This window comes from Pelosinus propionicus DSM 13327 (assembly GCF_900114615.1).
In the GTDB taxonomy this organism is placed as follows: Bacteria; Bacillota; Negativicutes; order DSM-13327; family DSM-13327; genus Pelosinus; species Pelosinus propionicus.
In genome coordinates, this window is record NZ_FOTS01000010.1 from 57250 (window position 1) to 83489 (window position 26240).

Annotated in this window: 27 protein-coding genes; 8 read left to right on the top strand and 19 right to left on the bottom strand. The window is 39.0% G+C overall.

The window, feature by feature from the left end; genetic code table 11:
- Position 1: 1 nt before the first annotated feature.
- Positions 2-1162 carry an efflux RND transporter periplasmic adaptor subunit gene (locus BMZ99_RS06930; RefSeq protein ID WP_090934410.1) on the bottom strand — a complete coding sequence of 387 codons (1161 nt, stop codon included), beginning with the start codon at positions 1160-1162 and terminating at the stop codon, positions 2-4.
- Positions 1163-1322: 160 nt separating this feature from the next.
- Between BMZ99_RS06930 and BMZ99_RS06935 the strand changes: the two genes are divergently transcribed.
- Both BMZ99_RS06935 and BMZ99_RS06940 read left to right on the top strand, forming a co-directional pair.
- Entirely contained in the window at positions 1323-2150 is an 828-nt protein-coding gene (locus tag BMZ99_RS06935) for a MerR family transcriptional regulator (RefSeq protein ID WP_090934413.1), read from the top strand.
- A 289-nt stretch (positions 2151-2439) separates the two neighbouring features.
- Complete coding sequence (locus BMZ99_RS06940) at positions 2440-2766, top strand: DMT family transporter (protein ID WP_090934417.1); 327 nt, start codon at positions 2440-2442, stop codon at positions 2764-2766.
- 194 nt (positions 2767-2960) lie between these two features.
- On the opposite strand, the gene BMZ99_RS06945 is transcribed toward BMZ99_RS06940, so the two are convergent.
- Positions 2961-4076 carry an ABC transporter substrate-binding protein gene (locus BMZ99_RS06945; protein WP_245754871.1) on the bottom strand — a complete coding sequence of 372 codons (1116 nt, stop codon included), beginning with the start codon at positions 4074-4076 and terminating at the stop codon, positions 2961-2963.
- A 252-nt stretch (positions 4077-4328) separates the two neighbouring features.
- Complete coding sequence (locus BMZ99_RS06950; RefSeq protein WP_090934423.1) at positions 4329-5078, bottom strand: IclR family transcriptional regulator; 750 nt, start codon at positions 5076-5078, stop codon at positions 4329-4331.
- A gap of 326 nt (positions 5079-5404) precedes the next feature.
- Here BMZ99_RS06950 and BMZ99_RS06955 point away from each other — a divergent pair, with 326 nt between their 5' ends.
- Together BMZ99_RS06955 and BMZ99_RS06960 are read left to right on the top strand one after the other, a co-directional pair.
- Positions 5405-7396: a YjhG/YagF family D-xylonate dehydratase gene (locus tag BMZ99_RS06955; protein ID WP_090934426.1), complete on the top strand. Its 1992-nt coding sequence runs from the start codon at positions 5405-5407 to the stop codon at positions 7394-7396.
- Positions 7397-7451: 55 nt separating this feature from the next.
- Positions 7452-8348: a dihydrodipicolinate synthase family protein gene (locus BMZ99_RS06960; protein WP_090934430.1), complete on the top strand. Its 897-nt coding sequence runs from the start codon at positions 7452-7454 to the stop codon at positions 8346-8348.
- Between the two features lie 157 nt (positions 8349-8505).
- On the opposite strand, the gene BMZ99_RS26705 is transcribed toward BMZ99_RS06960, so the two are convergent.
- The 5 genes from BMZ99_RS26705 to BMZ99_RS06975 form a co-directional block, all read right to left on the bottom strand.
- Positions 8506-8649 (bottom strand): hypothetical protein, encoded by a 144-nt coding sequence (locus tag BMZ99_RS26705; RefSeq protein WP_217645060.1) that lies wholly within the window; start codon positions 8647-8649, stop codon positions 8506-8508.
- 3 nt (positions 8650-8652) lie between these two features.
- A complete protein-coding gene (locus BMZ99_RS26240; protein WP_175490494.1) occupies positions 8653-8805 on the bottom strand; it encodes a hypothetical protein in 153 nt (50 codons plus the stop codon).
- A gap of 180 nt (positions 8806-8985) precedes the next feature.
- Positions 8986-9465: a 23S rRNA (pseudouridine(1915)-N(3))-methyltransferase RlmH gene (gene rlmH, locus BMZ99_RS06965; protein WP_090934433.1), complete on the bottom strand. Its 480-nt coding sequence runs from the start codon at positions 9463-9465 to the stop codon at positions 8986-8988.
- On the bottom strand, positions 9465-10577 hold the full coding sequence (locus tag BMZ99_RS06970; protein ID WP_090934436.1) for a S1C family serine protease: 1113 nt from the start codon (positions 10575-10577) through the stop codon (positions 9465-9467). The genes rlmH and BMZ99_RS06970 overlap by 1 nt, the downstream gene beginning before the upstream one ends.
- 12 nt (positions 10578-10589) lie before the next feature.
- Positions 10590-11366 carry an MBL fold metallo-hydrolase gene (locus tag BMZ99_RS06975; RefSeq protein WP_090934439.1) on the bottom strand — a complete coding sequence of 259 codons (777 nt, stop codon included), beginning with the start codon at positions 11364-11366 and terminating at the stop codon, positions 10590-10592.
- A 145-nt stretch (positions 11367-11511) separates the two neighbouring features.
- On the opposite strand from BMZ99_RS06975, the gene BMZ99_RS06980 reads away from it, so the two are divergent.
- On the top strand, positions 11512-13068 hold the full coding sequence (locus BMZ99_RS06980) for a PAS domain-containing protein (protein ID WP_090934442.1): 1557 nt from the start codon (positions 11512-11514) through the stop codon (positions 13066-13068).
- 205 nt (positions 13069-13273) lie between these two features.
- Here the strand turns inward: BMZ99_RS06980 and BMZ99_RS06985 are convergent, their stop codons facing one another.
- Positions 13274-14650 carry a phosphomannomutase/phosphoglucomutase gene (locus BMZ99_RS06985; protein ID WP_090934445.1) on the bottom strand — a complete coding sequence of 459 codons (1377 nt, stop codon included), beginning with the start codon at positions 14648-14650 and terminating at the stop codon, positions 13274-13276.
- A gap of 140 nt (positions 14651-14790) precedes the next feature.
- Here BMZ99_RS06985 and BMZ99_RS06990 point away from each other — a divergent pair, with 140 nt between their 5' ends.
- Positions 14791-14973: a hypothetical protein gene (locus tag BMZ99_RS06990; RefSeq protein ID WP_090934447.1), complete on the top strand. Its 183-nt coding sequence runs from the start codon at positions 14791-14793 to the stop codon at positions 14971-14973.
- A 56-nt stretch (positions 14974-15029) separates the two neighbouring features.
- On the opposite strand, the gene BMZ99_RS06995 is transcribed toward BMZ99_RS06990, so the two are convergent.
- The 7 genes from BMZ99_RS06995 to BMZ99_RS07025 form a co-directional block, all read right to left on the bottom strand.
- Entirely contained in the window at positions 15030-15905 is an 876-nt protein-coding gene (locus tag BMZ99_RS06995; protein WP_090934450.1) for a peptidase MA family metallohydrolase, read from the bottom strand.
- A gap of 84 nt (positions 15906-15989) precedes the next feature.
- Positions 15990-16622 (bottom strand): deoxyribose-phosphate aldolase, encoded by a 633-nt coding sequence (gene deoC / locus BMZ99_RS07000; protein ID WP_090934452.1) that lies wholly within the window; start codon positions 16620-16622, stop codon positions 15990-15992.
- A gap of 155 nt (positions 16623-16777) precedes the next feature.
- A complete protein-coding gene (locus BMZ99_RS07005; protein WP_090934455.1) occupies positions 16778-17203 on the bottom strand; it encodes a transcriptional regulator PerR in 426 nt (141 codons plus the stop codon).
- Between the two features lie 180 nt (positions 17204-17383).
- On the bottom strand, positions 17384-17704 hold the full coding sequence (locus BMZ99_RS07010; protein WP_090934458.1) for a spore coat protein: 321 nt from the start codon (positions 17702-17704) through the stop codon (positions 17384-17386).
- A gap of 17 nt (positions 17705-17721) precedes the next feature.
- Positions 17722-17919 carry a ferritin family protein gene (locus BMZ99_RS07015; RefSeq protein ID WP_090934462.1) on the bottom strand — a complete coding sequence of 66 codons (198 nt, stop codon included), beginning with the start codon at positions 17917-17919 and terminating at the stop codon, positions 17722-17724.
- 160 nt (positions 17920-18079) lie between these two features.
- On the bottom strand, positions 18080-18832 hold the full coding sequence (locus tag BMZ99_RS07020) for a LytR/AlgR family response regulator transcription factor (RefSeq protein WP_090934465.1): 753 nt from the start codon (positions 18830-18832) through the stop codon (positions 18080-18082).
- Complete coding sequence (locus tag BMZ99_RS07025; protein ID WP_090934467.1) at positions 18825-20522, bottom strand: sensor histidine kinase; 1698 nt, start codon at positions 20520-20522, stop codon at positions 18825-18827. The genes BMZ99_RS07020 and BMZ99_RS07025 overlap by 8 nt, the downstream gene beginning before the upstream one ends.
- Before the next feature lie 299 nt (positions 20523-20821).
- Between BMZ99_RS07025 and BMZ99_RS07030 the strand changes: the two genes are divergently transcribed.
- Together BMZ99_RS07030 and BMZ99_RS07035 are read left to right on the top strand one after the other, a co-directional pair.
- Positions 20822-21844, top strand: coding sequence for an HD-GYP domain-containing protein (locus tag BMZ99_RS07030; protein ID WP_090934470.1), 1023 nt, complete (start codon positions 20822-20824; stop codon positions 21842-21844).
- Positions 21845-21944: 100 nt separating this feature from the next.
- Entirely contained in the window at positions 21945-24131 is a 2187-nt protein-coding gene (locus BMZ99_RS07035; protein WP_090934472.1) for a Tex family protein, read from the top strand.
- 45 nt (positions 24132-24176) lie between these two features.
- Here the strand turns inward: BMZ99_RS07035 and BMZ99_RS07040 are convergent, their stop codons facing one another.
- From BMZ99_RS07040 to BMZ99_RS07050, 3 genes are read right to left on the bottom strand one after another with little or no spacing between them, the layout of a single operon-like run.
- Positions 24177-24653 carry a hypothetical protein gene (locus BMZ99_RS07040; protein ID WP_090934475.1) on the bottom strand — a complete coding sequence of 159 codons (477 nt, stop codon included), beginning with the start codon at positions 24651-24653 and terminating at the stop codon, positions 24177-24179.
- A gap of 8 nt (positions 24654-24661) precedes the next feature.
- Complete coding sequence (locus BMZ99_RS07045) at positions 24662-24931, bottom strand: hypothetical protein (protein ID WP_090934478.1); 270 nt, start codon at positions 24929-24931, stop codon at positions 24662-24664.
- 20 nt (positions 24932-24951) lie between these two features.
- A complete protein-coding gene (locus BMZ99_RS07050; RefSeq protein ID WP_090934481.1) occupies positions 24952-26172 on the bottom strand; it encodes an EAL and HDOD domain-containing protein in 1221 nt (406 codons plus the stop codon).
- Positions 26173-26240: the final 68 nt, after the last annotated feature.

A 26240-nucleotide genomic window follows, 5' to 3' on the forward strand; every position in this document is an offset into this window, starting at 1 on the left:
CCTAGGAGTTAATTGATAGCTCCAATTCATCGGGAGTGACAATAGTCACGTCAAGTGCCATTCCCTCCTGAACCTTTGTCAGTCCTTCGACAACAACTGTGTCATTTGCGGTTAACCCTTCTTTTACAAGGTAATAACTGCCCACTTTTTCTCCCAGAATCACCGACCGCGGCTCTGCTATATTTTCGGCATTGACGATCGTGACGAGGGATTTATCCAAAATCTGCTGCACAGCCCTTTGAGGAACCAGTATTGCATTTTTCTCTGGTATGCCAGGGATTTTAATTCTAGCAAACATCCCTGGGATTAATATCCCATCAGGATTCGCGAAGGAAGCTTTTAACGTCAGCGTTCCGCTATTGTTAGACAAGCCTCGATCTGCCTGTGTTACTTTCCCCTTTATCGGATATACTGCACCATTACTTAATGTAATCATAACATCATCACCCCAGCCGCTGTTGGCAATATGATTCTGCGAAACCTGCCGCAAGCTAAGGTATTCATTTTCGCTCATGTTAAATTGCACAAATACCGAGTCTAAAGCACCCATTGTCACTAATGTAGTACTGCCTGCCTGCACATAGGTTCCCACACTGACATCATTTACATCAATACGGCCATCAACTGGCGAAACAACTAAAGTACTGTTTACATCATCCTGGGCTTTTTTTACTAATGCACGGTAAGATGCCGCAACAGCTTCATTCTGCCTCTCAGTCGCTTTCTGAGTAGTCAGCCTCTGTTCCGAAATAGCTGCCGCATTCAGCAGATTTTGATACCTTTCCGTATCAATCCGTGAATTTTCCCAATTGGCCTCAGCTTGTACCAGCTGCGCTTGGGCAGAAAGCAATGCACTTTCATATTGAATACTGTCGATGCGAAACAAGGGCTGCCCCTTTTTAACCACGTCACCGCCGGATACCATTTTCTCCACAATATTGCCTGATACACGCGCCTGTATCTTCACTTCATTTTTCCCTTGTACCTGTCCTGCATATTCATTCGATCTCGTTACATCCTGCTGGATAACCTTTATTGCTTTAACCGGCACTGCTTTTTCCTGTACCATCGTCTTCGTACTGCCACATCCCGTAATGATCAAACCAATCATTATAGCGCCTAATCCTACGCAGCAGCTCTTTCTGCCTTTTGCTGAAAGCACAATTCTCCCCCCTCATGTATAACGGTATTACAGCATTGTTCGCTGCGCCACCGCGTCCTATGATCCCATCTTAATTACGTAAAATTGACTGTTTTAGAGCTATTGATTTATAATAAACTATACAGTAACTGTATAGTCAAGAAAAAAAGGAAGTTACATCATGAATGATTTTTTTCAGAAAGAATTTACAACTGGCCAATTTGCTGCTCTGTACGGTGTTAACAAACGTACCTTAATGTATTATGACAGCATTGATTTATTTAAGCCGGCTATTGTGAAAAAAAACGGCTATCGCTATTATACATATGGACAAAGCGTTATTTTTGATGTGATTCAGTTATTGCGCAAACTCCGGCTTCCATTGGAAGAAATCAAAAAGCATTTGGCACATTGTACTCCACAAAAGACTAGTACACTGCTGTATAATCAAAGTCAAATGCTCGAGCAAGAAATTGCCGAGCTTATGTGGCTGCAAAGGGTTGTACAGAATAAGATCAGCAGGATGGAAGCAAAACTGGAAATGGATTACTCTAAAATTGAAATGATTGAATCCAAAGCCCAAGCAATCGTAACCAGTGAACCAACTTCCGAAATATCAATGGAGCAAGTAATGAAAGTTACGCTGAAATTTATGCGTGACTGCTATCATACACGAACCTACAATGGATACCCCCTTGGCTATATGATGGATGCCGAAAAAATGCAGCAGGGAGATTTCAGTCAGTTGACCAATTGCTTTTATCATATCGATGAAACTAACAGCGAAGATGTGAATTGGACGTATAAGCCTGCAGGCCGTTACCTTGTTGGCTATTACAGAGGATCTTGGACGGATATGGACCCAACCCTTCAACAACTCACAGACTATGCAAATAGTCACGGACTCGTATTCACCGGAAGCGCCTATCTGGAAAATATCCTGGATGACACGGCAGCAGTTGAAGACTCTTACTATTGTGAAGCTAAAATTTCAATTTTATTGAAATGACGCAATTCTTAATTTTTCTCAATATAACCAGTGAAATTTTTTTAAAAAAATTCACTGGTTATATTGATTTTTTGACAAAAGGCGTTTTTACCTGGATAAGTGGAAGATCGTGGATTAGCCCCTCTTCCTTGGGCTGTAATTTTTAGACGCACACTCCTAATGTCAGTTCCATTCTTCTTGACTATTCAGCTGCTGTATCGTTTATATTGTAAGTAACGCATCAAATAGCATAGTTAAAGCTATACTAAAGCATAATGACCGCTTTATTATTTACATTGGAGGATACAAAATGAATGGATACGTATTATTAGCAGCAGCTATCATTTGTGAAATTTTTGCAACCTCAATGATGAAGGCCTCTGCAGGCTTCACAAAGATCATACCTAGTATTTTATTTGTCGTAGTCATGGGAGCTTCATTCTATGCACTCTCACAAGCATTGATTCAAATCCCACTAAGCATCGCTTATGCCATTTGGTCAGGACTAGGAACAGCATTGACATCCCTAGTAGCTTTATTTGTTTGGAAGGAATCAATGAATATTTATACTTTTGCTGGTATGGTATTCATCATTATTGGTGTAGTATTACTTAATTTAAAAGGCGCTGGACATTAGGTACATTTCATATAAAGCTTGATATGTGTTGTGCCACGTTGGTTTATACAATATATGTTCACTGTATTGCCCCTGGAAGATTTATTAGGCTATTTCTTATGAAATTTCCAAAAAGAACACAATCTGCTCATTGCTGACTTTCACTAGCTTAATTCTTTTCTAATATTTATATTTGCTTTTTTACACTACATAGTCTATGGCTTTATCGTTTCTTTATAAACTTGCTTGCCATCTTTCATTTCGATAATGACTACACCTCTTATGGCATCATGAGTAGAGCTCAGATTCATATTTCCGCTTACACTTTTAAAATCTTTCGTTGCAGCCAGTGCCTCACGTATTTTAGCAGACTCTTCACTATTAGCCCGCTTGATTGCATCAACCAGCAAATAAACAGCGTCATATCCCATAGCAGCCATAGAATCGGGCGGTTGGCCATACTCTTTCTTGTATGCTTCAACAAATGCTTGAGATGCCGGATTGGTATCTTGTACGGAATAAAAATTAGTAAAATACGTATCATTCAAAGCTTGTGCTCCGCCGAGTTCAACTAATCTAGGTGAATCCCAAGCATCACCACCAAGAATCGGTGCCGTAATACCTAGTTCACGAGCCTGTTTGATAATCTTACCTACATCATCATAATAACCAGGAAGATATATTAGTTCTGGGTTTTGCGCCTTGATCTTAGTCAAGATAGCTTTAAAATCCTGGTCTTTTTGGAGGTATGCCTCTTCTGCAACGACTCGGCCCCCTCCTTTTGTAAATACATCTTTAAAGATCTGCGCTAGCCCTTTACTATAGTCGCTGGAATTATCAATCATAATAGCGCTATTTGATTTTTTCAGGCTGTTTAAAGCAAAATTGGCACTTACTGTACCTTGGAAAGAGTCAATAAAACAGGCCCGAAATGTGTAATCCTTCACCTTACCAGTTTTTTCGTCAACTGTTACTCTTGGGTTGACAGTAGCTGCAGCTACAAGGGGAATCTTATTATCTTCAGCAACAGCTGAACCAGCAATTCCACAGGAACTAACGGTAAAACCAGTCACAGCGATCACTCTGTCCTGGGTAATAAGTTTCGTCATAGCATTAGCAGATTCAGAAGGCTCACCTTTATTATCTGCTGTAACTATTTTAATTTGTTTTCCTAAAACTCCACCATTCGCATTTATTTCTTTAAAGGCTAATTTTGCACCATCTGCGGCTGAAGTACCATAAGACGCAGTGTTTCCTGTTAACTCATATACCATGCCGATTTTAATATCTTTGCTTGCACTATCTGTGCAACCAGAAAGTAAACCTGTCATCAAAATAAGAACTAGTATTAGATAATAATTTTTCGAAGATACCTTCACTATGTACATCCTCCTATTAATTTACATATCATTTTCTTTTTGTTATTGTGATATATTTTATTGTAAATCTGCTATATTAGCAAGGTTTATTAATAGCCATTTCTCAACATTATAAGTGGTACGGTTCTACACATTACACAGACGGCGAATTATTCTAATCGTATTCAAGTAAAGACCTTCTCATGATTCAACACAGTTTCTCTTTTACTTGAAATTAACATTACCGAACTGTCTGCGGGCATCTAATAACAATTCGGTTATTAAATTCAACTTTTCTTTTGTCGCTCGAAAATTTGGAATACTAACGCTGAGGGCAGCAATAATAGTGCCGTTGGACTCTAAAGGCACTGCATAGCACCATAACCCTTTGGTAATTTCTTCGTGTTCCTTAGCAATATGCTCTTTTCGAATGGTTAATAATTCATTATTTAAAATATCGAAATCTGTGATTGTATTTTCCGTATAAGGAATCAAGCCTTTTGGATATAATTTTTTAACTTCTTCAATGTCATAGTTGCTTAACAAAGCTTTTCCTAATGCGGTGCAATATGCAGGAATTCGCTTTCCGACACGAGAGATGATGCGAATATCCAAGCCTACTTCAGGTTCCTCTTTTAAGACGTATAGAACATTGTTTCCTTCCAAAACTCCCATTTGACAGATTTCTTTAATTTCAGCAACGATATTTTTCATGATCGACTTGGTAAATTCAAGCATGTATTCATCTTGAGAATAAGAAGATCCAATGCAGAAAGTAGAGATTCCTAATTTATAACGAAGAGACCCCGTATCCAGTTGGATATAATTCATATTAGTCATCGTTTGTAAAATAGGATACAGTGTACTCTTGGGAACCGAGATAGCCTTGGATATTTCGGTAAGAGTTAATCCTTCTACATTTATAGATAAAAGATTTAATATATTTAATACTCGTTCTGTAGGTTTATGAGACATAAATACTCCTTATAGTAATAAAATTTATATCATTACTATTTTATTGATTTTAAAAAAGATTGTCTACTGAAATATGAATTGCAAATTACTTGCTTAACCTAATTGGACGAATGAAAAATGATTGCGAATAATTGCATAACTGTGTTATTATCAAATTAATAATTCCGATAATAGAATTAAGTTCGTATATAAGAATAAAATATGCGCATAATTACGGTGATTTTATTGAAATTGATACAATGAGGGGTGTTTCGCAGAAAAATAAATCTCATCCTTTAGATTTTTGTCATTTTTCAATGCAATGAAATTCTAAGGAGGAACTGTTTATGTCAATGAACTCAATTTATGATGTAAAAGATGTATCTTTATATGACATTTTCACTCATGCTGAGGGACCGAAAGGAAAGCTGCCTTTTACGGAAGAGTTCTTAAGAAAATCACCAAGTGGACATATTTTTGGAATGACTCTAAATGCTGGTATGGGCTGGAATCCGGAAAGGCTTAATGATGATGACGTACTTATTTTAAGCACTCAAGGAGGAATCCGTGGTGAAGACGGCAGCACCATAGCTGTGGGGCTACATACAGGCCACTTTGAATTAGGTTTGCAGATGCGTGCAGCCGCTGATGAACTAGCACGCCATGGTGCCATACCATATGCAGCATGTGTTACCGATCCTTGTGACGGGAGAAGCCAAGGAACAACGGGCATGTTTGACTCATTGCCTTATCGCAATGATGCTGCAATCGTGCTGAGACGATTGGCACGGTCTCTTCCAACAAGAAAAGTAGTAATGGGTATTGCTACTTGCGATAAGGGATTGCCAGCAATGATGATGGCATTGTCATCAATGCATGATTTTCCGACTGTTCTTGTCCCAGGAGGTGCAACGCTTCAACCTGTAAAAGGTGAAGATGCTGGAACGGTTCAGACAATCGGGGTTCGGTTTGCCAGTAATGAAATTTCTTTTGATGAAGCGGCAAGAGTAGGTTGCAGTGCTTGTGCATCTGCTGGCGGCGGATGTCAATTTTTCGGAACGGCAGGGACTTCCCAGGTCATAGCGGAATCATTGGGGCTCGCAATTACACATTCCGCTTTAGCGCCTTCGGGTCAGCCAATTTGGGAAGAAATTGCAAGACAGTCTGCTAGAGCTGTAATGGAATTAAAAGAAAAGGGTATTACAACAAAGGATATTATTACTGATAAGGCAATTGAAAATGCAATGGTTCTACATGCGGCATTTGGCGGCTCGACAAATTTACTTCTTCATTTGCCAGCTATTGCTTTTTCAGCAAATTGTAGGGTGCCTACAGTAGATGACTGGGCTGCCGTTAATAAAAAAGTTCCTCGTTTAGTCAGTGTCATGCCAATTGGCCCGGTTAACTATCCAACAGTAAGTGTTTTTTTAGCTGGTGGAGTTCCAGAAGTGATGCTTCGTTTAAGAGAACTAGGTTTGCTGCATGAAGATGTTATGACAGTTACGGGTGATACATTAGGAGCTAACTTAGATTGGTGGGAAAAATCGGCGAGACGTCAAAAATGCAGGGAGCGATTAGAATCATTAGATGGGATAAATCCTGACGATGTAATTATGACTCCTACCAAAGCTAAGGAGAGAGGGTTAACATCTACGGTTACATTTCCTGTTGGAAACATTGCTCCAGAGGGATCGGTTGTCAAATCTACAGCCATTGATCCAACGGTTATTGATGAAGATGGCGTTTTTAGACACACTGGAAAGGCTAAAGTGTTTATATCCGAAACGTCAGCAATTGCAGCAATAAAAAATAAAAAAATACAATCAGGCGATATTATGATTGTTATGGGTGGAGGTCCTAAAGGAACCGGCATGGAGGAAACCTACCAATTGACTTCAGCATTGAAAAAACTATCTTTTGGCAAACACGTTTCTTTGATTACAGATGCTCGTTTTTCTGGTGTTTCTACAGGAGCGTGTTTTGGACACGTAGGACCTGAAGCATTGGCTGGCGGACCACTGGGAAAATTGCGAGATGGGGATTTAATAGAGATTATTGTTGATGGAAATCAGTTTGAAGGCTCACTTAACTTCATTGGAACGGAAGAAAATCGACTTTCCTATGATGAGGCTGCTGAAGTATTAAAAAAGCGCGAGATCCATTTAGGATTACAGCCAAATCCGGCCTTACCTGATGATACTAAATTGTGGGCAGAACTTCAGTCTATTAGTGGCGGAATATGGAGAGGGTGTGTCTATGATGTGGATAAAATCATCGAAGTTATTGAAGCTGGAAAGAAGGTTTTAGCAGATCAAAAAAGTAAACAGCGAAATCGATAACAACCCGGAGACAAATTTAACCGTTATTATTTATATAATATAGGAGGAATTTGAAATGAAGTGTAATTACATTAGTCCAATTTTAACATCCATCAATGCAGATGGAACGGTAGATTATGAGACGATGCATAAGCTGTACGACACGTTGATTAATGCAGGAATTGATGGAATTTTGGTCGGAGGGAGTTCGGGCGAGTTCTATGCTTTTACGTATGAAGAGATTAAAGAATTTATCTTAGATGCGATTTCATATATTGGCAATCGAGCAATTGTAATGGCAGGTACAGGACGTATGGCATACAAGGAAACGGTGGATTTATCAAATTTGGCTTTAGCAGCCGGTGCAACGTCAGTACTCGTAGTAGGTCCATATTATAGTGCCTGCAACCAGGAAGATGTTTTTAACTATTATGACAATCTATTAACCGATGTAAACGGGCCACTTTATATCTACAATTATGAAGACCGTACTGGTTATGATGTTACCGTCGACACCTTTTTGCGCCTACTAGCTAAGCATAAGCATCTAGAAGGCATGAAAGATACGCATGCCATGCTTCGGCATACACAGAAATATATTCAGCTTGTAAAATCTAAGTATCCAGATTTCATTGTTTATACTGGATACGATAATAATTGCATTCCATCGGTTATTTCTGGCGGCGACGGTTGCATCGGTGCGTTATCGAATGTATATCCATCTCTATGTGCTGAAGTCGTAGAATCTCTTCGCAAGGAAGATTTGAATCAAATTGTAAAGTCTCAACGATCGATCGATGAAAAAATGCGTTTTTACGAAGTCTATACACCATTCAATCCTGTAATGAAATGGGCTATGGCAGAGTTAGGTTTGGGTATGCAAGAGAACTGCAAAGCACCACTGACTGCGCTGACTGAAGATACAAAAGCTTCTCTGTCTGGTTTTGCTGATCAGTTATGGCGTAATAAATAATCTATATACCGTTTCCTGATTCTCCCGACAACTTCATCTTCGGAATGTGTTTTCTCAAGGATCTTCCCTAATCAATCTAGTCTTTTTTCTTCATTATATTATTAGTAGTACCCAGCCTTAGGCCAATTATATCAATATCATTTCTTCACTCTAATAATTATGCAAAAAAATTATAAAAGGCTTCAATCCATAGTTGAATTGAAGCCTTTTTACCGTTACCAGTGATATGGTTCTGCATATCACTGGTAACGGTAAATTCGTATTTAGAAATATCAATGTGAAAAGACATCCCTTTTCCCATTATTTAATGTAAATCTTTTTTCAGCATTGCCTGAATCGCTTTCGCCAAGTCTTGCACAACTTCTGGTGGTGGCTGTTCTTTTGGATACTTCTTACCACCTACAATCAAGCTATCTTTTGTCACAAGAAATTCTTGCTTTTTCTTATCCTCTGCCAAAAAAATCCCCCTCCGCACCAACACTCACACCGTCCCAAGGTGACGATTCTATTGATTACATGTTCTATATTCCACAATCTTTACTGCCTTCCTGCCATTTTTCACTAATACCCTGCTTCCTTATTTCTCTCTTAAAAATAACCTGATCTTCATTCATAAATATCCAGGCCATTGCTGCCATTACCAATGATACGGTTCTCCCCGATTAATCTTAAATGCCCGATAGATCTGTTCTACTAACAGCAACCGTATCATTTGGTGAGTGAATGTCATTTTAGAGAAAGATAATCTTTCTTTTGCAGCTTTTAATAAGTCGGGAGAAAGACCAAAGGCACCTCCGATGATGAAGGTAATATCACTTTTCCCAGAGACGCCTAAAGCACTTATTCTTTCTGCAAGCTCTTCTGAAGACGCTTGCTTGCCAATGACGTCAAGAACGATGAGGTGGCTGCTTTCTTTCACGTATCTTAGCATGCGCTCTCCTTCCTTGAGCAGTACTTTTGTTTTCTCAGCATCAGAAGGATGTTCAGGCATACGTTCTTCATCAACTTCTATAATCGACAAACGACAATAGGGTGTAAGACGCTTGACGAATTCAGCAATACCCATGGTCAGATACTTTTCTTTGATTTTGCCAACAGCAATAATTGTAATTTTCATCACTGCTGAGTCGGCATTTCTTCTAAAAGTACATTTACAGTCTGTTGATTGCCTTTACGAAGAATTGTCACACTAATCGTATTGCCAATTGCCTGGCCATCCACTGCTCCTCTTAGATCAGCCACGCTATTCACTTCAGTGTCTCCTATCTTCAATATAACATCACCTTCCCTAAGACCAGCCTTAGCTGCTGGTCCTCCTTTTGCAATCTGCAGTAAATAGACGCCTTTATCAATGGCGAGCTCATATCCATAAGCAGCAGCTGTATTGCGATCAAGTATACCTACCCCAAGATAAGCTCTTACCACACGTCCTTTTTCAATAAGAGATTGCAAGATAGGTCTGGCAGTATTAACCGGAATGGAAAAACCAATACCTTCCACACCTGCAACTGATATTTTTGCACTGTTAATTCCAACGACTAGACCATCAGCATTTACCAATGCTCCACCCGAATTTCCAGGATTAATAGCCGCATCTGTTTGAATCAGTTTAAATTTTCGTTCGCCAATCTCAATAGAGCGATTCAGCGCACTGATAACACCAGCAGTCACACTCCCCTTGAATTCCAAGCCAAGAGGGTTACCAATGGCAAGCGCTGGTTCACCAACTAATAGACTATCTGAATCCCCCAAGACAGCTGCGGGTAAACCCGTAGTATCTACTTTTACGACTGCTAGATCAGTAGCAGGATCAGCTCCCAATACTCGTCCAGCAAGCACCCGACCATCCGCTAGGGACACTGTAATTTCCTGAGCATTTTCTACAACATGATTATTGGTGGCAATATATCCATTGGCATCAAAAATTACTCCTGAACCTACACCTTGCTCTACAAGTTCTTTACGGTTAAAAGAGTTTCGAGCATAAGCTTTATTCGTAATCCCCACTACTGCTGGACCAACAGTTTGTGCGGCTCTTACCAAAGGCGTATTACGTGCTTCAGATACTTGTGCTTGCGCTGCAGGTTCCTGTAGTAAACTTTGAATCGGCGTCCTATTTTGCGGTGTGGATTTCGATATAAATCTGCCGCCATAGCCTAATACTAGGCCGCCGCCAATCAGCGCTCCAATCACAGCGATTAAGAATACTTGTCCAATTTTTCTATTCATCATCCTGCCCCCTTAGACGTTACTACTCACTGTACGATCAGGATAGGTAATATGCAATTCAATTTCTGAGCCAAGATTTAAACCCTGTTCTTCTAATATAGCACTTACCGTGTTTTTTGCCAATTCTGGATTATTATTTTCTTTGCTCATGTGAGCCAAGAATACTTGCATTGTCGGTTTTCTTTTTAGCCGAGCCAGCGTCCACGCAGCATCTACATTCGACAAATGTCCGCGATTGCTCTTAATACGCCGTTTTAAATGCCAAGGATATGCACCATTTTCCAGCATATCTAAATCATGATTGCATTCTAAAACTAATACATCGCTCAAAGAAATCGCGTCTTTTACTGCATCAGTAACAAAACCAATATCAGTAACAACACTGCATTTACTACTTCCATGATAAAAGCGAAAACCAACTGGATCTGCTGCATCGTGAGAAATACTAAATGGCTCTACTCTGACTTGTCCAATAGTAACTTTCTCAGATAAATTCTGGCAGCAAATATCAGGTATAACAGCACGACAGTACATAGCCCGCCAGGTATAGGGACTGGCATATACAGGCAAATTGTACTTTTTAGTCATAGTCGGCAAGCCACTAATATGATCTCTATGCTCATGAGTAATAAATACCCCATCCAGCTCTTCGATATCGGTACCTAATGCCGCTAAACTTTGTTTAATGCGCCTTGTGCTGATCCCCGCATCCACTAATATTTTAGTATGTTTAAAATCTAAAAAAATGGCGTTTCCTGTGCTGCCACTTGCCAAAACATGAACTTGCATACATTCTCCTTTAATTCTACTTTACATATTATTTGAGTATTTCCATGACACTACTTGTAAAATTACATTAAAAACTATATAGTATTATATCAGAAAAGTTCTTATGATTTAACCTGCAATTCTATATAAAGAGGGATTTTATATAATGAATGATCAACATAAAGCTAAAAAACAGCTGATAGAGGAATTGATTTCATTACGTCAGCAGCTTGCAAAATGGAGCGGCGCTGCACCAACTCCCTCCTGCCCTTATCCTAGTACAAATGAGTCACACCATACAGTAACCTTTCCTCAAAAAACGCATACTTGCTTATGGGAAGGGGAATTTAAATCCTTAGTAGAAAGCTCTCCTGATGCAATTATTCGCTTTGACAAAGATTTGCGATTTTTATATGCAAACAAGGCTGCCCTAAAAGCAATGAGAATATCACAAGAAACTTGTCTAGGAAAAACCGTCAATCAATTAAAATTACATAAGAAATATTATAAGCTGTGGAAGACCCAGATTGAAACCATATTTGAAACCAGACAGCAAGTAAAATTTGAAGCGGATTTTACGAATAGCAAGGAACTTCTCTTTTACTATCACGCACGTCTTGTTCCTGAATTTTCTGCAGACGGTTCTGTTGTATCCGTTTTGTGCACCTTACGTAATATTGATGAATTAAAGAAAACGGAATTAGAATTACGAGCTAGTGAATCTCGCAATCACAAGCTTTTATCATCTTTACCCGATTTCTTATTTTATCTCACAAATGAAGGGGTTTATTTAGATTATCATGTGACCAATCCCCACTTATTATATAAGCCTCATAATAGCCGCATCGGTAAGCACTTAACAGAAGTACTCCCTGCTAAGCAGGCTCAGCAATTCATGTCTGAAATAAAACGTGCCATCAAAAGCGGAAAAATGAAGAGTATTGAGTACCAATTGCCTATCAATGATACAATCTGTTCACTGGAGGCACGTATCATGGCCTATGACAAAAACAGTGTCTTGGTCATTGTCAGAGATATTACAGAATTGAAACATCTCCGTCAAGAACTTACCCGCCTTGATCAGCTCAACTTAGTAGGAGAGATGGCAGCTACAATTGGTCATGAAGTACGAAACCCAATGACAAGTGTTCGAGGCTTTTTACAATTTTTGAGTTATAAGGAAGAATGTCAAAGCTTTAAAAATTATTTTCAACTTATGATGGAAGAATTAGACCGTGCCAATTCTATTATTAGTGATTTTTTATCCTTGGCTAAGAATAAGCAGGTCAAGTTAGAAATTCAAAATCTGAATAAAATTATTAAGACCATTGCTCCTTTACTGCAATCCAATGCGATGATCTCCAATAAGTCTCTTCATTTAGACCTAAATCCCATACCGGATCTACCCCTTGATTCCAAGGAAATCCGTCAATTGCTCTTAAATCTAGTGTATAATGCGTTAGACGCTATGCCGCCAAATCGAAATATCACTATAAAATCCTTCATAGAAAAAGGTCAGGTCATATTAGCGGTTCAGGATGAAGGTACGGGCATACCACCAGAATTGATCGGAAAGCTAGGAACGCCCTTCTTAACGACTAAGGAAAAAGGGACTGGTCTGGGATTAGCAGTTTGCTACCGTATTGTGGCCAGACACAAAGCAACCATTGAAATTGATACTTGCTCTCAGGGAACTACTTTTTTTATTAAATTTAATCAGTAATTATCCGATGATCAAGTTACTCTAAGACTCCCATCTTCTATCTCGTTAACAGCCTGTAATACCTTTCCCTCTGGTCAGGATAACAGTCTGTAGAACTCGAACTAAGTTCGCTCTAAGGGTCTTCGGACCCAAGGATCACTTATATAAGTGGAAGCTCCAAAGTAGCTAATTCCCTGGATACGTGCGACTAAGATTCAGATGGAGTTTATAACTCCGCCTGAATCAAGTCTTCTTTATATTGCGGTGGTAATGCATTCATTACTGCCGTTTTTATAGTTTCTGGCAGGGCGCATACTAATGTGTCAATAATCTCCCTCAGACGCTTTGCTGACTTTGATTCGAAACGCAACGTAAATAACGGCTCTGTAACAGAGGCGCGAATCATCCCCCAACCATCTTGAAATTCAATTCGTACACCATCAATACGATTCGGTTTATACGCCGCTAATTTTTCGGCTACAGCATCTAAAACTGCTTCTTTATCCATTCCCTTATACGTAATCCGAATATCAGGGGTAAGAATATAATTAGGAATTTCATCCACAAGTTTCGCCAGGGAACCATGAGCAGAAACAAATTCACATACCTTTAATCCAGCAAACATACCATCATCATAGCCCAGTTCACGGAAGAAGAAGTGTCCACTGATTTCCCCGGCAAATAACGCCTTCTCTTGTATAAAAGCAGCTTTACTAAAGGTATGTCCGGCTCTTGCCATGACAGGTCTGCCACCAAGCTTGCTAATTTCTTCTGGTGCAACCATCGAACATTTTGCATCATAAATAATCGTTCCTGGCTGTTTCTCAAGATAATATTGAGCGATCAGGACAATGATATCATCATTATCAACGGCACGTCCGTCTTCATCAACAAAAGCGACTCGATCTCCATCACCATCAAAGGCTACACCTAGGTTTGCACGGCTTTCTCGAACCTTTTCTCCAAGTCCCTGCAAATTTTCAGCCAAGGCTGGATTAGGAGAACGATTTGGAAAATTGCCATCGGGCTGACAATATAATTCGATTACATCATAACCTAATTGCTTAAATAATTGTGGTGCAATCTGAGAGGTAGCTCCATTACCAGCATCAACGACCACTCGCAATTTACTTTTCTGAGCTAAAAGTGCAGTAGACGCTATGTACTCATCCACAATGGATAATGTGAGTGTCACTGTGCCTTTACCTGTGACACTCACATTATCTTCCACCATTTGTTTTATTTCTAGAATGTCGTCTTCTGTTACAGGTTGATCACCAAATACTAGTTTAAAACCATTATAAGGAGCAGGATTATGGGAAGCAGTAACCATGACTCCTCCCATCGCCTGCATCACTTTTTGCGCATAATAAAAAACAGGGGTGGCCACCGTCCCAATATCAATGACGTCACAACCTGATCCCACCAGTGCTTTGATAAGAATATTTTTTAAAGTTGGCGTGGATAAACGAACATCACCGCCTACTACTACTTTTTTGCCAGTTAATTTAACGCCCACTGCCAAACCGATCTTATAGGCAATCTCCTCTGTCAATTCAGTACCTGCAATCCCCCGAATGTCACATGCATGGAAAATTTTCATAGATCAAGTATTCTCCCTTCAGAACATTATTATGGCTATTGTAGCATTTAAGGACAAGTAAGTACAATCTACTGTCACTCTTTCTATCTTTTAACATAGGATATACAAAAGATTTAACTAAAACAGTAGGGGGAATCAGATTGGCTAGTCCTGAAAAAATGATTAAAATGCTGCTTGAGGAAATTCATCAAATTACAATACCATTAGCTGCTATCGTAAAAAATCAGGAAATCCTTATTATTCAAAACAAGCAGGTCATCGAATTATTAGAACAAATTCGTATTTCCAGAGCGGAATCGGAAGAGGAAGATGAGGAAGAATAGAAAACAAATCTTGTAAATATAAAAAATAGCAAGCGATATTGAATTTCTATCGCTTGCTATTTTTTTATATTTGTATTCATATGCACTACAGCCCACTGCTTCCACGAATTTTCAAAAGTGGCATAATCCATGCCTACATTTGTACCAATCGCTTTCTCTAAGCTTTTACCAGTTTTCAAACTCTTAACAATTTCTTGCAGCGTATCATCCCCATAGACTTCGGCAATATAACGTACCGCAGCTAGTGATTGGCGATATGCTAATGACTGATTAGGCAGCTCATCAAAGCTGTCTTCCAACTCTCTCATACTGTACATCTTATCATCTAATACATTATCAGCAGTAATCCATTCATAACGATTTGCACGATACTCCACATATTGAGCCAAACCTTCTGTAAACCAGCGAGGATAGTTCCCATTGGTTATATGATCAAATACCAAATGAGTGTATTCATGCACCATCGGACCTGAATGAATAAATTCCTCTACAGACTCTCCATCATTTAACCATACATGAGGTGATAAGAGCTGAATCGTTCCACCCCAGTATACTCCCATTGCACTTTCATTCCCAGACCAGCCAAAAGCCTTACGCAGCTGGCTTTTATTTGAATGAATAAGAATTAAGGTTTTACCAGCAGGCGCATACTGCAGCGTTTCAACTACAGGATCATATGCTGCTTCAGCAGCCTGTCCAATCATACTTACCGTATCAGCATCTACTGGAGCGTATTTAATTCTAAAATGGGCAGTTTCGTAAGTTGCCATATTCCTTGTTTCGTAATTAACCTTTATCTGTACTGCTTGGCGCACCAGAGGATAAAGCCACATACGAGGTTTAGTAGGCATCGCAAAAACCAGCATTAAAATAAAGAATAATCCAGCAATCATTATAATGGTATTCGCTTCGCCTATTAGTACTTTACGCATAAGGCACCCTCCTCCCCTTCTAAGAGTTACAGGTGCTAATTATAGCATAGGCTTAACATACTTTCTATCGGTATTTTATGTAAACTAACTTACAATTGCAATTCCGTTACTGGTTCCAATTCGCGTAGCTCCAGCAGCAATCATAGCTGCGGCTTCTTCCGATGTACGAATTCCACCTGATGCTTTAATCCCGATTCGCTCTCCGATAATGGACTTAAATAACCTAATATCTGCAAGAGTGGCACCGCCTTTTGCAAATCCTGTAGATGTTTTGATAAACTGTGCGCCACTTTCTAAAACAATATGGCAAACCCGTTCTTTTTCTTCCTCTGTTAACAAACCAGTTTCTACAATCACCTTAACAATCCTACCTTGCCCTTCTGCAAGTACTTGCTGTATATCATATAATACAGCCTCCCAGAGACCTAATTTGGCGGCACCAATATTAATCACCATATCTAATTCATCTGCACCATGCAAAACAGCTTGCTTCGCTTCAAAGGCCTTGACAATCGACAAATTTGCTCCTAAGGGAAAGCCAATCACCGTAGCCACCTTGACACCCGTTCCGACCAATAAACTGACTGCCAAATCTACATAGCATGGGTTAATACACACAGCAGCAAATTTATATTCTGCTGCTTCTCTACATAAGCAACGAATGTCATGAGGCGTTGCATCTGGTTTTAAAAGTGTATGATCAATATAGGTATTCAATTTTAATTCTCCTTTACTTGTGAAGTATAATTCCGTTCCTAATTGATACATATTTCGCACTATATCACTAAATACCTTTAAACTAAAGATATTTCAGCGTAATATAAAAAGACTTAGCTTTCGCCAAGTCTTTACTAATTTTTCAAAATTATGATTTAATTGCTATTTTTACGTTGACAATTCGGGCAGATTCCATGAAAATAGAACTGTTGTCCCATAATCTGATATTTAGTACCTTGGGAGACTTCATTGACAAATGCATCAATATTAACATCATAAACATCTTCAACTTTACCGCATTCCGTACATCTCACATGCGGATGATTCGTCATAACAGCATCATAGCGAAAACTATCTTCACCAGCATTTAGTACTTGCACTAGACCAATTTCTTTAAGGATTTCCATGGTTTTATAAACAGTCGCTAAACTCATCGTAGGATACATTGCCTGCAATTCATTAAAAATCATTTCTGCATTTGGGTGAGACCTTGTAGAAGATAACATATTATAAATAGCCAACCGTTGAGGGGTAACCTTAAATCCTTTATCTCTGAGCAAAGAAGTGATACAGACTTCCATATATTCACCACCAATTCCAATTTATTTTTTATAGAAAACAATTATCGAGTAATTTTATCTTTATTTTAATATATATTAAAAACTATTGTCAAGAAAAATCTCCATCTTAATTTAACGTAAAATGGAAGAGTCTATGCGAAGTATCGCATAGACTCTTCCATTACGCAAAGACCGCTTATTTTAACTGCTGAACTTACTTTGGGCTTTATTGATCTGCTGAGCAGTTGCATTTTCAACATTGTAGAAGCCTTTTTGCTGCATGACATCAAAGATTTGTTTTTGCTGACTATATACATCCCCAAGAACATTCATGTAATCCTTGCGAAGCTGTTCATTGGCAGCTTCCAGAATGTATGAATTAATCGATTCTGCAATATGTTTGCTTTCATTTAAAGCCAATTGCAGTATGTCCTGATCCGCAAACTGGCTGCCTTGTCCATTCATTTGGCCTTGCTGCTGCTGTTGATTTTGTTGTTGGTTTTGTTGACCTGCTTGTGCCACAATATCACCCCTATTCTTTATTGTAATGTTTGACTCATACTCAAATGCTTACTAAGAGTTTGAAAATGTTGCTGATTTTTTTGTGCCATTTGTTGAAAAAGTTGTTTGGTTTGTTTGCACTGAATGGTGCTAGCAAAGTGATTCAGGCATTGCACTGAATTCTGCTCCATTCCCAGAAAATCTTCCAATTGCATTACTTCTTTGGATGTTAGCATGACCATCCCTCCTTTCTCCTATGTAAGTTAGCTTTCGGCGAAATGCATGCATCTCACACTCGCTGACTATAGCATGCACCATAAAAATACCAACTATACAAAAAATAGCCTGATAAAAAAGCTGCAGCAACTCTTTCTATCAGACCGTAGTGATATTTTCTTATTTTAATCCTAAGATATTTTTGATCTCTCTAACTCGGCTTTTGCTAATTGGTATTTCCACATCTCCTTCAACTTTTAGCCAATACGTTCCCTTAAACCAAGGTACTACCTCTTTTACCTTATCCATGTTGACAATATAACTCTTGTGCACACGCACCAAATTAGTTTGAGCTAAACGCTCCTCTAATTCTGTTAAAGTACTTGCATAGCTAAATTCACCATAAATCGTAACGACTGTAACAGTACCTTTTTGAGTATACACATAAATCAAATCATTGTAATGCACCATAATAATCTTCCCGTTCTTTTCCACTGGAAGTTTTTGCACAACAATCTTAGATTTATTTAATGCCGTATCCACACGACCAATGGCAGCCCGCCATTCATCGCCATGATAATTCTTTAGCCGCTCGATTGCCATCTGTACACGTTCTCTTTCGAAAGGCTTTAAAAGATAATCGACTGCTCCAACTGTAAAAGCGCGAACAGCGTACTCGTCATAAGCAGTAGCAAATACCAACATTGTTTCCGGAACGATCGTACGTAGTATAGCTGCAGTTTCCAAACCATCCATACCCCGCATTTGCACATCCATAAATATAACATTTGCCTTTAATTGAGCTGCTAAACCGATCGCAGCAGCCCCACTATCTGCTTCGCCCACAATTTCCACATCATTTTCTAATGATAATAAATACTTTAATTCATCACGAGCTGGCCTCTCATCATCTACAATTAAAATGCTAAGCACACTCTTCCCCCTCATCATGCATACGCTTTGGAATTCGCAAAGTTACTGTTGTTCCACTTCCTGGGGCACTCATGAGAGATAAACCATATCCTGTGCCATATTGTCCTCGCAAACGTTCATGAACATTGGATAGGCCAATGCATTCTGGAGCAGGTACCGTCAAAGGACACCGTCCTTCAACATCCATGCCAACACCGTCATCACAAATTGTAATCACAATATCGGGACCCTCTTCCTTGGCACTGATTATAATACAACCACCATTTTCCTTGGGCTGCAATCCATGTTTTATCGCATTTTCTACTAAAGGCTGTATCGTTAATGTAGGAATCAAATATTTTTCTACATCTTGGGATATCATCTCTTGAATAACCAATTTTTCACCATGTCTGGCTTGCTCAATGGCTAAATACGCACGTACCTGGGATAGTTCCTCTTTAAGAGTTATATTACGTCCTGTTTTATGCAGCGTATGCCGAAACATAGCTCCCAACTTTAGCAAAAGCTCTCTTGCTAAATCTGGCTTTGTTCTCACTAAAGAAGTAATCGTATTAAGAGTATTAAATAAAAAATGGGGATTTATTTGTGCATAAAGTGCTTTAAGTTCTGCCCTAGCAACTAATTTAGCCTGACGATCAATTTCTGTTAATTCCAATTGGGTGGAAAATAAATGGGCGATACCAGAGGCAAAAACTCTGTCCCCATGTCCTACAGCATTTGCTCTTGTATAATATAACTTCAAAGTACCTATAACACGATTTGCACGTTTTAATGGCACAATAATAGCACTAGCCAATTTGCAATTCTTACAAGAACAGCCAATTTCAAAAGCATTTTGCGCAATGTGCATCTCTCCCCTAGAGAGCACTTGACTGGTGGCAAGAGTTAGCCCTAACGTATCGGCAGAATGATGCGTTGACTCCACCCCGACAAATGCCAGCACCTGCTCCGTGTCCGTTATGGCAACTGCATCATAACTTCCTGCGTTAAAAATAATTTGAGCTGTTGCCTGAGCAGAGCTGCGATCTAAGCCATGCCGCAGATAGGGCAAAGTCTTGGTTGCAATATCAAGAGCTTTATGAGATTGCTCAGCGCCAACCTGCTCTTGGGTATATATCGCAGTCTTTATAATCAGCATGAAAATAGCAACACCTAAAGAATTGGCTAGAATCATTGGCATTCCAATGGCATCTACCAAATTCCTAGCCATATCATAGGGATGAGCAGTAAGTAAAATAATAATCATCTGCATGACTTCCCCTACGACGCCTGCAACAAGAGCGATCCACCAAGGAATGAGTTTCTCATGATAATAGCGGTGAATTAACCCTGCTAGCAATCCCTCACAAATACTAGAAATTCCACAAGAAAATGCTGTAAAGCCACCTAATAAATAACGATGGCCGCCAGCAATAATTCCAGCGGCTGTCCCCATAATAGGGCCGCCAATAAGCCCAGCAGCCATTACACCAATAACCCTAGAATTCGCCAATGCATCGCTAACAGGAATACCAGCATAGGTTCCTAAAATGCCGATAATACCAAAAACAATAGTGATCGCGGCTTTTTCACTAAAATTGCCTTGTCGGTAAATCATCCTTCGAAACACTGAAAATTGAGACAATAGAAACGCAAGCGTAGCAGCCACACTCATTCGCTCGATCATTTCCCATAATAAAAAATCAGTCAAAGCCCTCACCTCATAATGATGCCAATTTTCATATTTCTTCAACGTACATAAGGCCCGATCCTATTCTCATTAAAGAATAACACGTTTAAATTTAGCAAGCAACTACAACGTAGACCGATTGTCCATAGTAGAATTATTGATTTACCAATACTCTTTTCCTAGATCAACATCGTAACAGGGTCTAATTCCCTAGATTAATAGGACTATAGTACCTTATTCCTTCCTGAAAAATCCATTACAATAATACATACAATACTACAAAATATTACAGAAACGTTTTTGTACTGGGAGTTGTTTTAATGATCATTGACTATGCTGAACCTGGAATGATATTAGGGCAGGACGTTATAGACGAGTATGGAAAACTTTTACTTGAAAAAGGAATTACTTTAACAGAAAGCTATATTAAGCGCTTAAAAAAATTTGGTATTCATACCATTCGCATTTTTGACCAAGAGGCAACTCTATTAAAGCAGCAGCAAGTAATTCCGTCCGAATTGCGTACTGAGTTGTCTCTTTGCTTTCAGGCTTTATCTTCACTACAAACTAGTTTTCTGGCAAATGAAAAACTTACTTTTTTATACTTGGAACAAATCGGTAGTTTAATTAACAATATTATTGACCAAGCCTCACAACAAGCAACCACAATGATTAATACACAAATTTATTATCCTAATCAGCAAGAACTCGTTCATTCCATCAATGTTTGTTTACTTTCATTACTAACAGGTTTTCAGTTGAAGATGTGCAAGGATGATCTTTATGAACTGGCTTTAGGAGCCCTATTACATGACATTGGAAAGGCCACTCTTCCTCGCATCAATGGTTTATTATTTGATAGTGCCAAATTACATACATTATATGGACGCAATTTACTGCTGCGCAATAAATTATCACCGACAGTTGCACGAATTGTGTCGGAACATCATGAAGCGTTAGACGGATCAGGACTGCCATTAGGTCTCACTAACAATAAAATTCATTTATTTTCAAAAATTGTAGCGATTGCTAATTATTTTGATAAAGCCATCACAAAAGCCGTTATTGAAAACACCTCTCAGTTAGAAGTCATTGAAGGGATGTTAGCAAAAAGCAATACCATTTTTGATGTACATCTTCTCACTATATTCATTCATACTATACCCATTTATCCTGTAGGCAGCTTAGTCCTCTTAAATACAAAGCAAGTGGCTCATGTAACCAAAAATCATAAAAGTCATCTGCTGCGTCCTGAAATCAAACTCAATACTAAACTAGGTAAAGTGATTGTCAATTTGCGACAAGAGCCAAATCTAGCAATCAGTAAAGTAATTGAATACTAAAAATCTCATTTTTTCCCATATTCTTCCCCTATATATTATTCTATTTATAATTTTTTATGGTATAATAAAAACCATCTAAAAATCATAAAGTTGGTGCAATATGTTATATACTGATATTCCTATCGTAATCGCCAAGGAACTTGCTATCAAAGTTCCTCAGGTAATTGCTGCTATTAATCTATTAGACGAAGGCAATACGGTTCCTTTTATTGCTCGCTATCGTAAAGAAGCCACTGGAGAACTGGATGAAGAACAACTTCGCACTACAGAAGAACGTCTGCAATATTTGCGTAATCTGGTGAAACGGCAAGAAGACATCCTTGCTACGATTGAAGAACAAGGCAAATTGACCCCCGAATTAAGTGCGGCCATTATTGCCGCTACTAAACTGCAAGAGTTAGAAGACTTATATCTTCCTTTTAAACAAAAGAAACGTACTCGTGCCCAAGTTGCCCGGGAAAAAGGACTCGAACCTTTAGCCGAGATTATCCTGTCTCAACAACTGACGATAGGTACACCTCTTACAGTTGCAGCAGATTTTGTATCCCATGAAAATAAAGTGGATACTGCTGAAGATGCCTTAACAGGAGCTCTTGATATTATTGCTGAAACAATTAGTGAAACAGCCGATATCAGAGCCAACATGAGAAAGCAGCTATGGAGAACAGCCGAAATTCGTACAGAGCTGGCAGTAGCAGAAGAACTAGGTAAAGAAGTTCTTACTTATAAAGAATATAAAGAACCAGTTAACCGCATTCCCTCTCACCGCATTTTAGCAGTCAATCGGGGGGAAGATAAGAAACTACTTAAAGTAACCTTAGAAGCCCCACACGATACCAATATAGAACTAATCAATCGTCAAATCAATAACAATACTTCTATTTTCAGCGAATGCATCTTATTAGCAATCACTGATGGATATAAGCGTCTATTATTTCCTGCTCTTGATCGGGAAATTCGCTCTCTTCTAACAGATAATGCGGAAAAGCAGGCAATCCGTGTCTTTAGCCTTAACCTGCGACAATTACTTCTCCAACCCCCTTTTGCTGGACATACCGTCATGGGACTTGATCCAGGTTATCGCACAGGCTGTAAAATGACCGTCGTTAGTCCTACAGGCTCTGTCCTCACGACAAATGTACTGTATGTGACTATGGGAGAGGGACAAAAAGAAAAATCAGCCCAAATTGCTTTAGAAGCCATAAAGCAATTTGGTGTAACCCTCATTGCAATTGGCAACGGTACAGCATCCTATGAAACAGAAGAATTTACAGCCGGGCTGATTAATGCCCACCAACTGCCAGTAAATTATTTAATTACCAATGAAGCCGGTGCTTCTATCTATTCTGCTTCTAAGCTGGCAAAAGATGAGTTGCCTGATTTGGATGTCACTTTGCGAGGTGCCGTATCGATTGCAAGAAGAGTGCAAGATCCTTTAGCTGAATTAGTAAAAATTGATCCGAAATCTATTGGCGTTGGTCAATATCAACATGACGTAAACCAGAAAGAACTGGGTACCACTCTTGCTAATGTAATCGAATCTGCTGTAAATCATGTTGGTGTCGAGTTAAATACTGCCTCAGTTGAACTATTGAAACATGTATCAGGAATTAATGCCACAGTAGCCAAGAATATCGTCGCTTACCGAGAAGAAAATGGAACTTTTAAAAGTCGATCTCAGCTGCTTAAAGTTGCTCGTTTAGGACAATCCACCTTTATCCAATGCGCTGGTTTCCTGCGTATTCAAGATGGAGAGACACCACTAGATAATACTCCTGTTCATCCAGAATCCTATAAGTTAGCAGCTGCTATTTTATCCAAACTGGGATTCTCGCCAAAAGATTTAAAAGATAAATCCACGCTGCAAACCATTCAAGAAGAAGCACAAAAAGCAAACGCTGCTGCTTTGTCAGCCGAGCTGGAAGCAGGCGAACCTACTGTTCGTGATATCTTGTCAGCACTAGCCAAACCCGGTCGTGATCCTAGAGAAGATATGCCAGCTCCTATGACTCGTAAAAATATTGTTAAATTATCAGAACTGACAGCTGGAACGATTGTAAAAGGGACTGTACATAATGTAACTGACTTTGGTGTTTTTGTAGATATTGGTATTAAAACCAATGGCCTTATCCATCGCTCAGAGCTCAGTTACAAACCCTTTCGACATCCACTAGATGTTATTTCAGTGGGCGATATCGTCGATGTTATGATTTTGAACGTAGACGAAAATCGAAATCGCATTGGCCTAAGTCTAAAACAAGTGGCAGCAACAGGAGATAAGAAATAGAACGCTATACAGATAAAAGCCGATTGCATTTGCAATCGGCTTTTATTAGCTGTATCGATCCTTATCTTTTCCTTTGTTCTTATATTTATCCCATACATTACGAACCAGTATAACCACTCCACCAATGACCAATAAATTGAGTAACATACTGAAGATGCCCGACATACCTCCCATATGTCCACCAAACAGACTGCCAAATAAGCTTCCTGCTAAAAATCCGCCTCCGATCATACTGGCATTTCGCCAGAAGCCGCCAGTGGATTGGGATGGATTGCTTTGCTGTACATCAGGTGTTGTCTGTTTTGCAGGTGCCTTATCACTAAAACTGTTGGCAGGTGCCGACGGTTTATAATTGCTTCCCGTATTTCCCGGCGCTGCCGATTTACTAGGCGAACTGCTGGAAGACGGCGCTGAAAACGATTTAGAACCTGAAGACGACTTTGACCCTGAGCTGCTTACTGCAGCAAAACATACTGTACTAAGAAAAACAAACAATAATGTAAATGCTATAATCTTTCTCACTGAAATTTTTACTCCTCCTTATGAACTTTCACATCTCCTGGAAAAGCATATATAGCCGACAAATTAGGCAGCTCTCCACTTAAATAACGATCAATATCATGAATATCGACAAAGAAGGAACAATTTACTTCTAGATATCCCTGTTCTTTAGTTTTGGTGAGGGTTTTTAAGTGTTCCCGCAGCTTATGGCACTCCGCTTCAGAAGCAGTAATATCTAGTGTTACTAATGGCACGCCATATTCGCGCAGTACATCTTGTAAACTTATTCTTTCAGACATAATGATCCCCCTTTACCTTACTATAATGCACAAACCTCATCAGCCCATGCTACTGCTTTTTGATAATCATCTGGAATCGTTTTCTCCTCAATACCTAGATCAGCAGCACAAGTTATAAAAGTTTCCCACTGCGCTCTTTCATAGGATAACACCAAATGATAGATTTTACCAAAATCATTATATTCTCCTAATAAAGCACTTTTTATTTCCTCGCTAATGGGCAGCTCAGCCATAATATCTTTCAGAGGTCTGCCAATAAAAACGTCAATTAAGGAAAACATCCCCATCATAAATAATTCTGACTCACGCCCTTTAAATCCTACCCGCTCAGCAAGTAATTCAGAAAATTTTGCCCGTACCAACGAAGTAACAAGTATACCATCTGTTTTATTATCACCCACTGTCCGCATAACAATTAAAGATACCCATTTAACAATCTCATTTTTCCCCATTAACACTAAAGCATGTTTCACAGAGGAAATTTCATTTGTTAGGCAAAAAGCAGCAGAGTTAATAAATCGCAACAATTGATACGACAGAGCTAAATCATACATAATGAATTTTTCAATAGCGTTAAAGTTAAAGTTTTCTTTATCCAGCTCTTGCAGCACTCTAAGAACTCGTAATTGATTGATCTTACTACTTGGGACCGATTTCCCCTTCAAAACCAGAGGCTTACTGAAGAAATATCCTTGAAAATATGAATACCCTAGTTTTACAGCTTGCTCAAAATCAGCTCGCGATTCTACTTTTTCTGCTAAAAATTTAATGCTGCGTCCACCAACACTGCCCATAATCTTTTTTCTATCATGCCCAATGGTGGTTAAAAAATCAACTTTTATAATATCAGCAATATCCAGCAGAGGCATAAATTTAGGGTGAAAGACAAAATCATCTAATGCTACTATATATCCTGCTTGTTTTAATTTTTCACAAGCCTTGATCAATTCTGCAGTTGGCTCGACCGTCTCTAATATTTCAATTACAACTACTTCTTTAGGTAATAACAGCGGTATTTCTTTTTTTATGAGATTCTCTGTAAAGTTAACAAATGCACGTTTACCACCAGTAAGAACATCCATACCAATTGCAAAAAAGCTGTTGCAGATTACCTCAGATGTCGCTTGATCACCATCATCGCAAGTGCATGTGTTTTCATAGCTGTCTCGAAATAACAGTTCATAGGCAAAAAGCTTTTGACTTTTTGTGAAAATAGGCTGCCTCGCTACAAAAACATCCACTTTGTATAGCCTCCTCTGGCGCATATACCTTTCAAAACAAACCTTCCTAGAACATCTCTAAGAAGGTT

Excerpts from the sequence above, each read along its gene's own strand:
- BMZ99_RS06950 (WP_090934423.1), bottom strand. The coding sequence starts at position 5,078 with ATGTCTCATAAACCTACAGAACGAGTATTAAATATATTAAATCTTTTA.
- rlmH (WP_090934433.1), bottom strand. The coding sequence starts at position 9,465 with ATGAAAATTACAATTATTGCTGTTGGCAAAATCAAAGAAAAGTATCTG.
- BMZ99_RS07015 (WP_090934462.1), bottom strand. The coding sequence starts at position 17,919 with ATGCTAACATCCAAAGAAGTAATGCAATTGGAAGATTTTCTGGGAATG.
- BMZ99_RS06955 (WP_090934426.1), top strand. The coding sequence starts at position 5,405 with ATGTCAATGAACTCAATTTATGATGTAAAAGATGTATCTTTATATGAC.
- BMZ99_RS07035 (WP_090934472.1), top strand. The coding sequence starts at position 21,945 with ATGTTATATACTGATATTCCTATCGTAATCGCCAAGGAACTTGCTATC.
- BMZ99_RS07030 (WP_090934470.1), top strand. The coding sequence starts at position 20,822 with ATGATCATTGACTATGCTGAACCTGGAATGATATTAGGGCAGGACGTT.
- BMZ99_RS07005 (WP_090934455.1), bottom strand. The coding sequence starts at position 17,203 with ATGGAAGTCTGTATCACTTCTTTGCTCAGAGATAAAGGATTTAAGGTT.
- BMZ99_RS06960 (WP_090934430.1), top strand. The coding sequence starts at position 7,452 with ATGAAGTGTAATTACATTAGTCCAATTTTAACATCCATCAATGCAGAT.
- BMZ99_RS06945 (WP_245754871.1), bottom strand. The coding sequence starts at position 4,076 with ATGACAGGTTTACTTTCTGGTTGCACAGATAGTGCAAGCAAAGATATT.
- BMZ99_RS06975 (WP_090934439.1), bottom strand. The coding sequence starts at position 11,366 with ATGCAAGTTCATGTTTTGGCAAGTGGCAGCACAGGAAACGCCATTTTT.
- BMZ99_RS26705 (WP_217645060.1), bottom strand. The coding sequence starts at position 8,649 with ATGGGAAAAGGGATGTCTTTTCACATTGATATTTCTAAATACGAATTT.
- BMZ99_RS07045 (WP_090934478.1), bottom strand. The coding sequence starts at position 24,931 with ATGTCTGAAAGAATAAGTTTACAAGATGTACTGCGCGAATATGGCGTG.
- BMZ99_RS06985 (WP_090934445.1), bottom strand. The coding sequence starts at position 14,650 with ATGAAAATTTTCCATGCATGTGACATTCGGGGGATTGCAGGTACTGAA.
- BMZ99_RS06940 (WP_090934417.1), top strand. The coding sequence starts at position 2,440 with ATGAATGGATACGTATTATTAGCAGCAGCTATCATTTGTGAAATTTTT.
- BMZ99_RS06935 (WP_090934413.1), top strand. The coding sequence starts at position 1,323 with ATGAATGATTTTTTTCAGAAAGAATTTACAACTGGCCAATTTGCTGCT.
- BMZ99_RS06980 (WP_090934442.1), top strand. The coding sequence starts at position 11,512 with ATGAATGATCAACATAAAGCTAAAAAACAGCTGATAGAGGAATTGATT.
- BMZ99_RS06995 (WP_090934450.1), bottom strand. The coding sequence starts at position 15,905 with ATGCGTAAAGTACTAATAGGCGAAGCGAATACCATTATAATGATTGCT.
- BMZ99_RS06970 (WP_090934436.1), bottom strand. The coding sequence starts at position 10,577 with ATGAATAGAAAAATTGGACAAGTATTCTTAATCGCTGTGATTGGAGCG.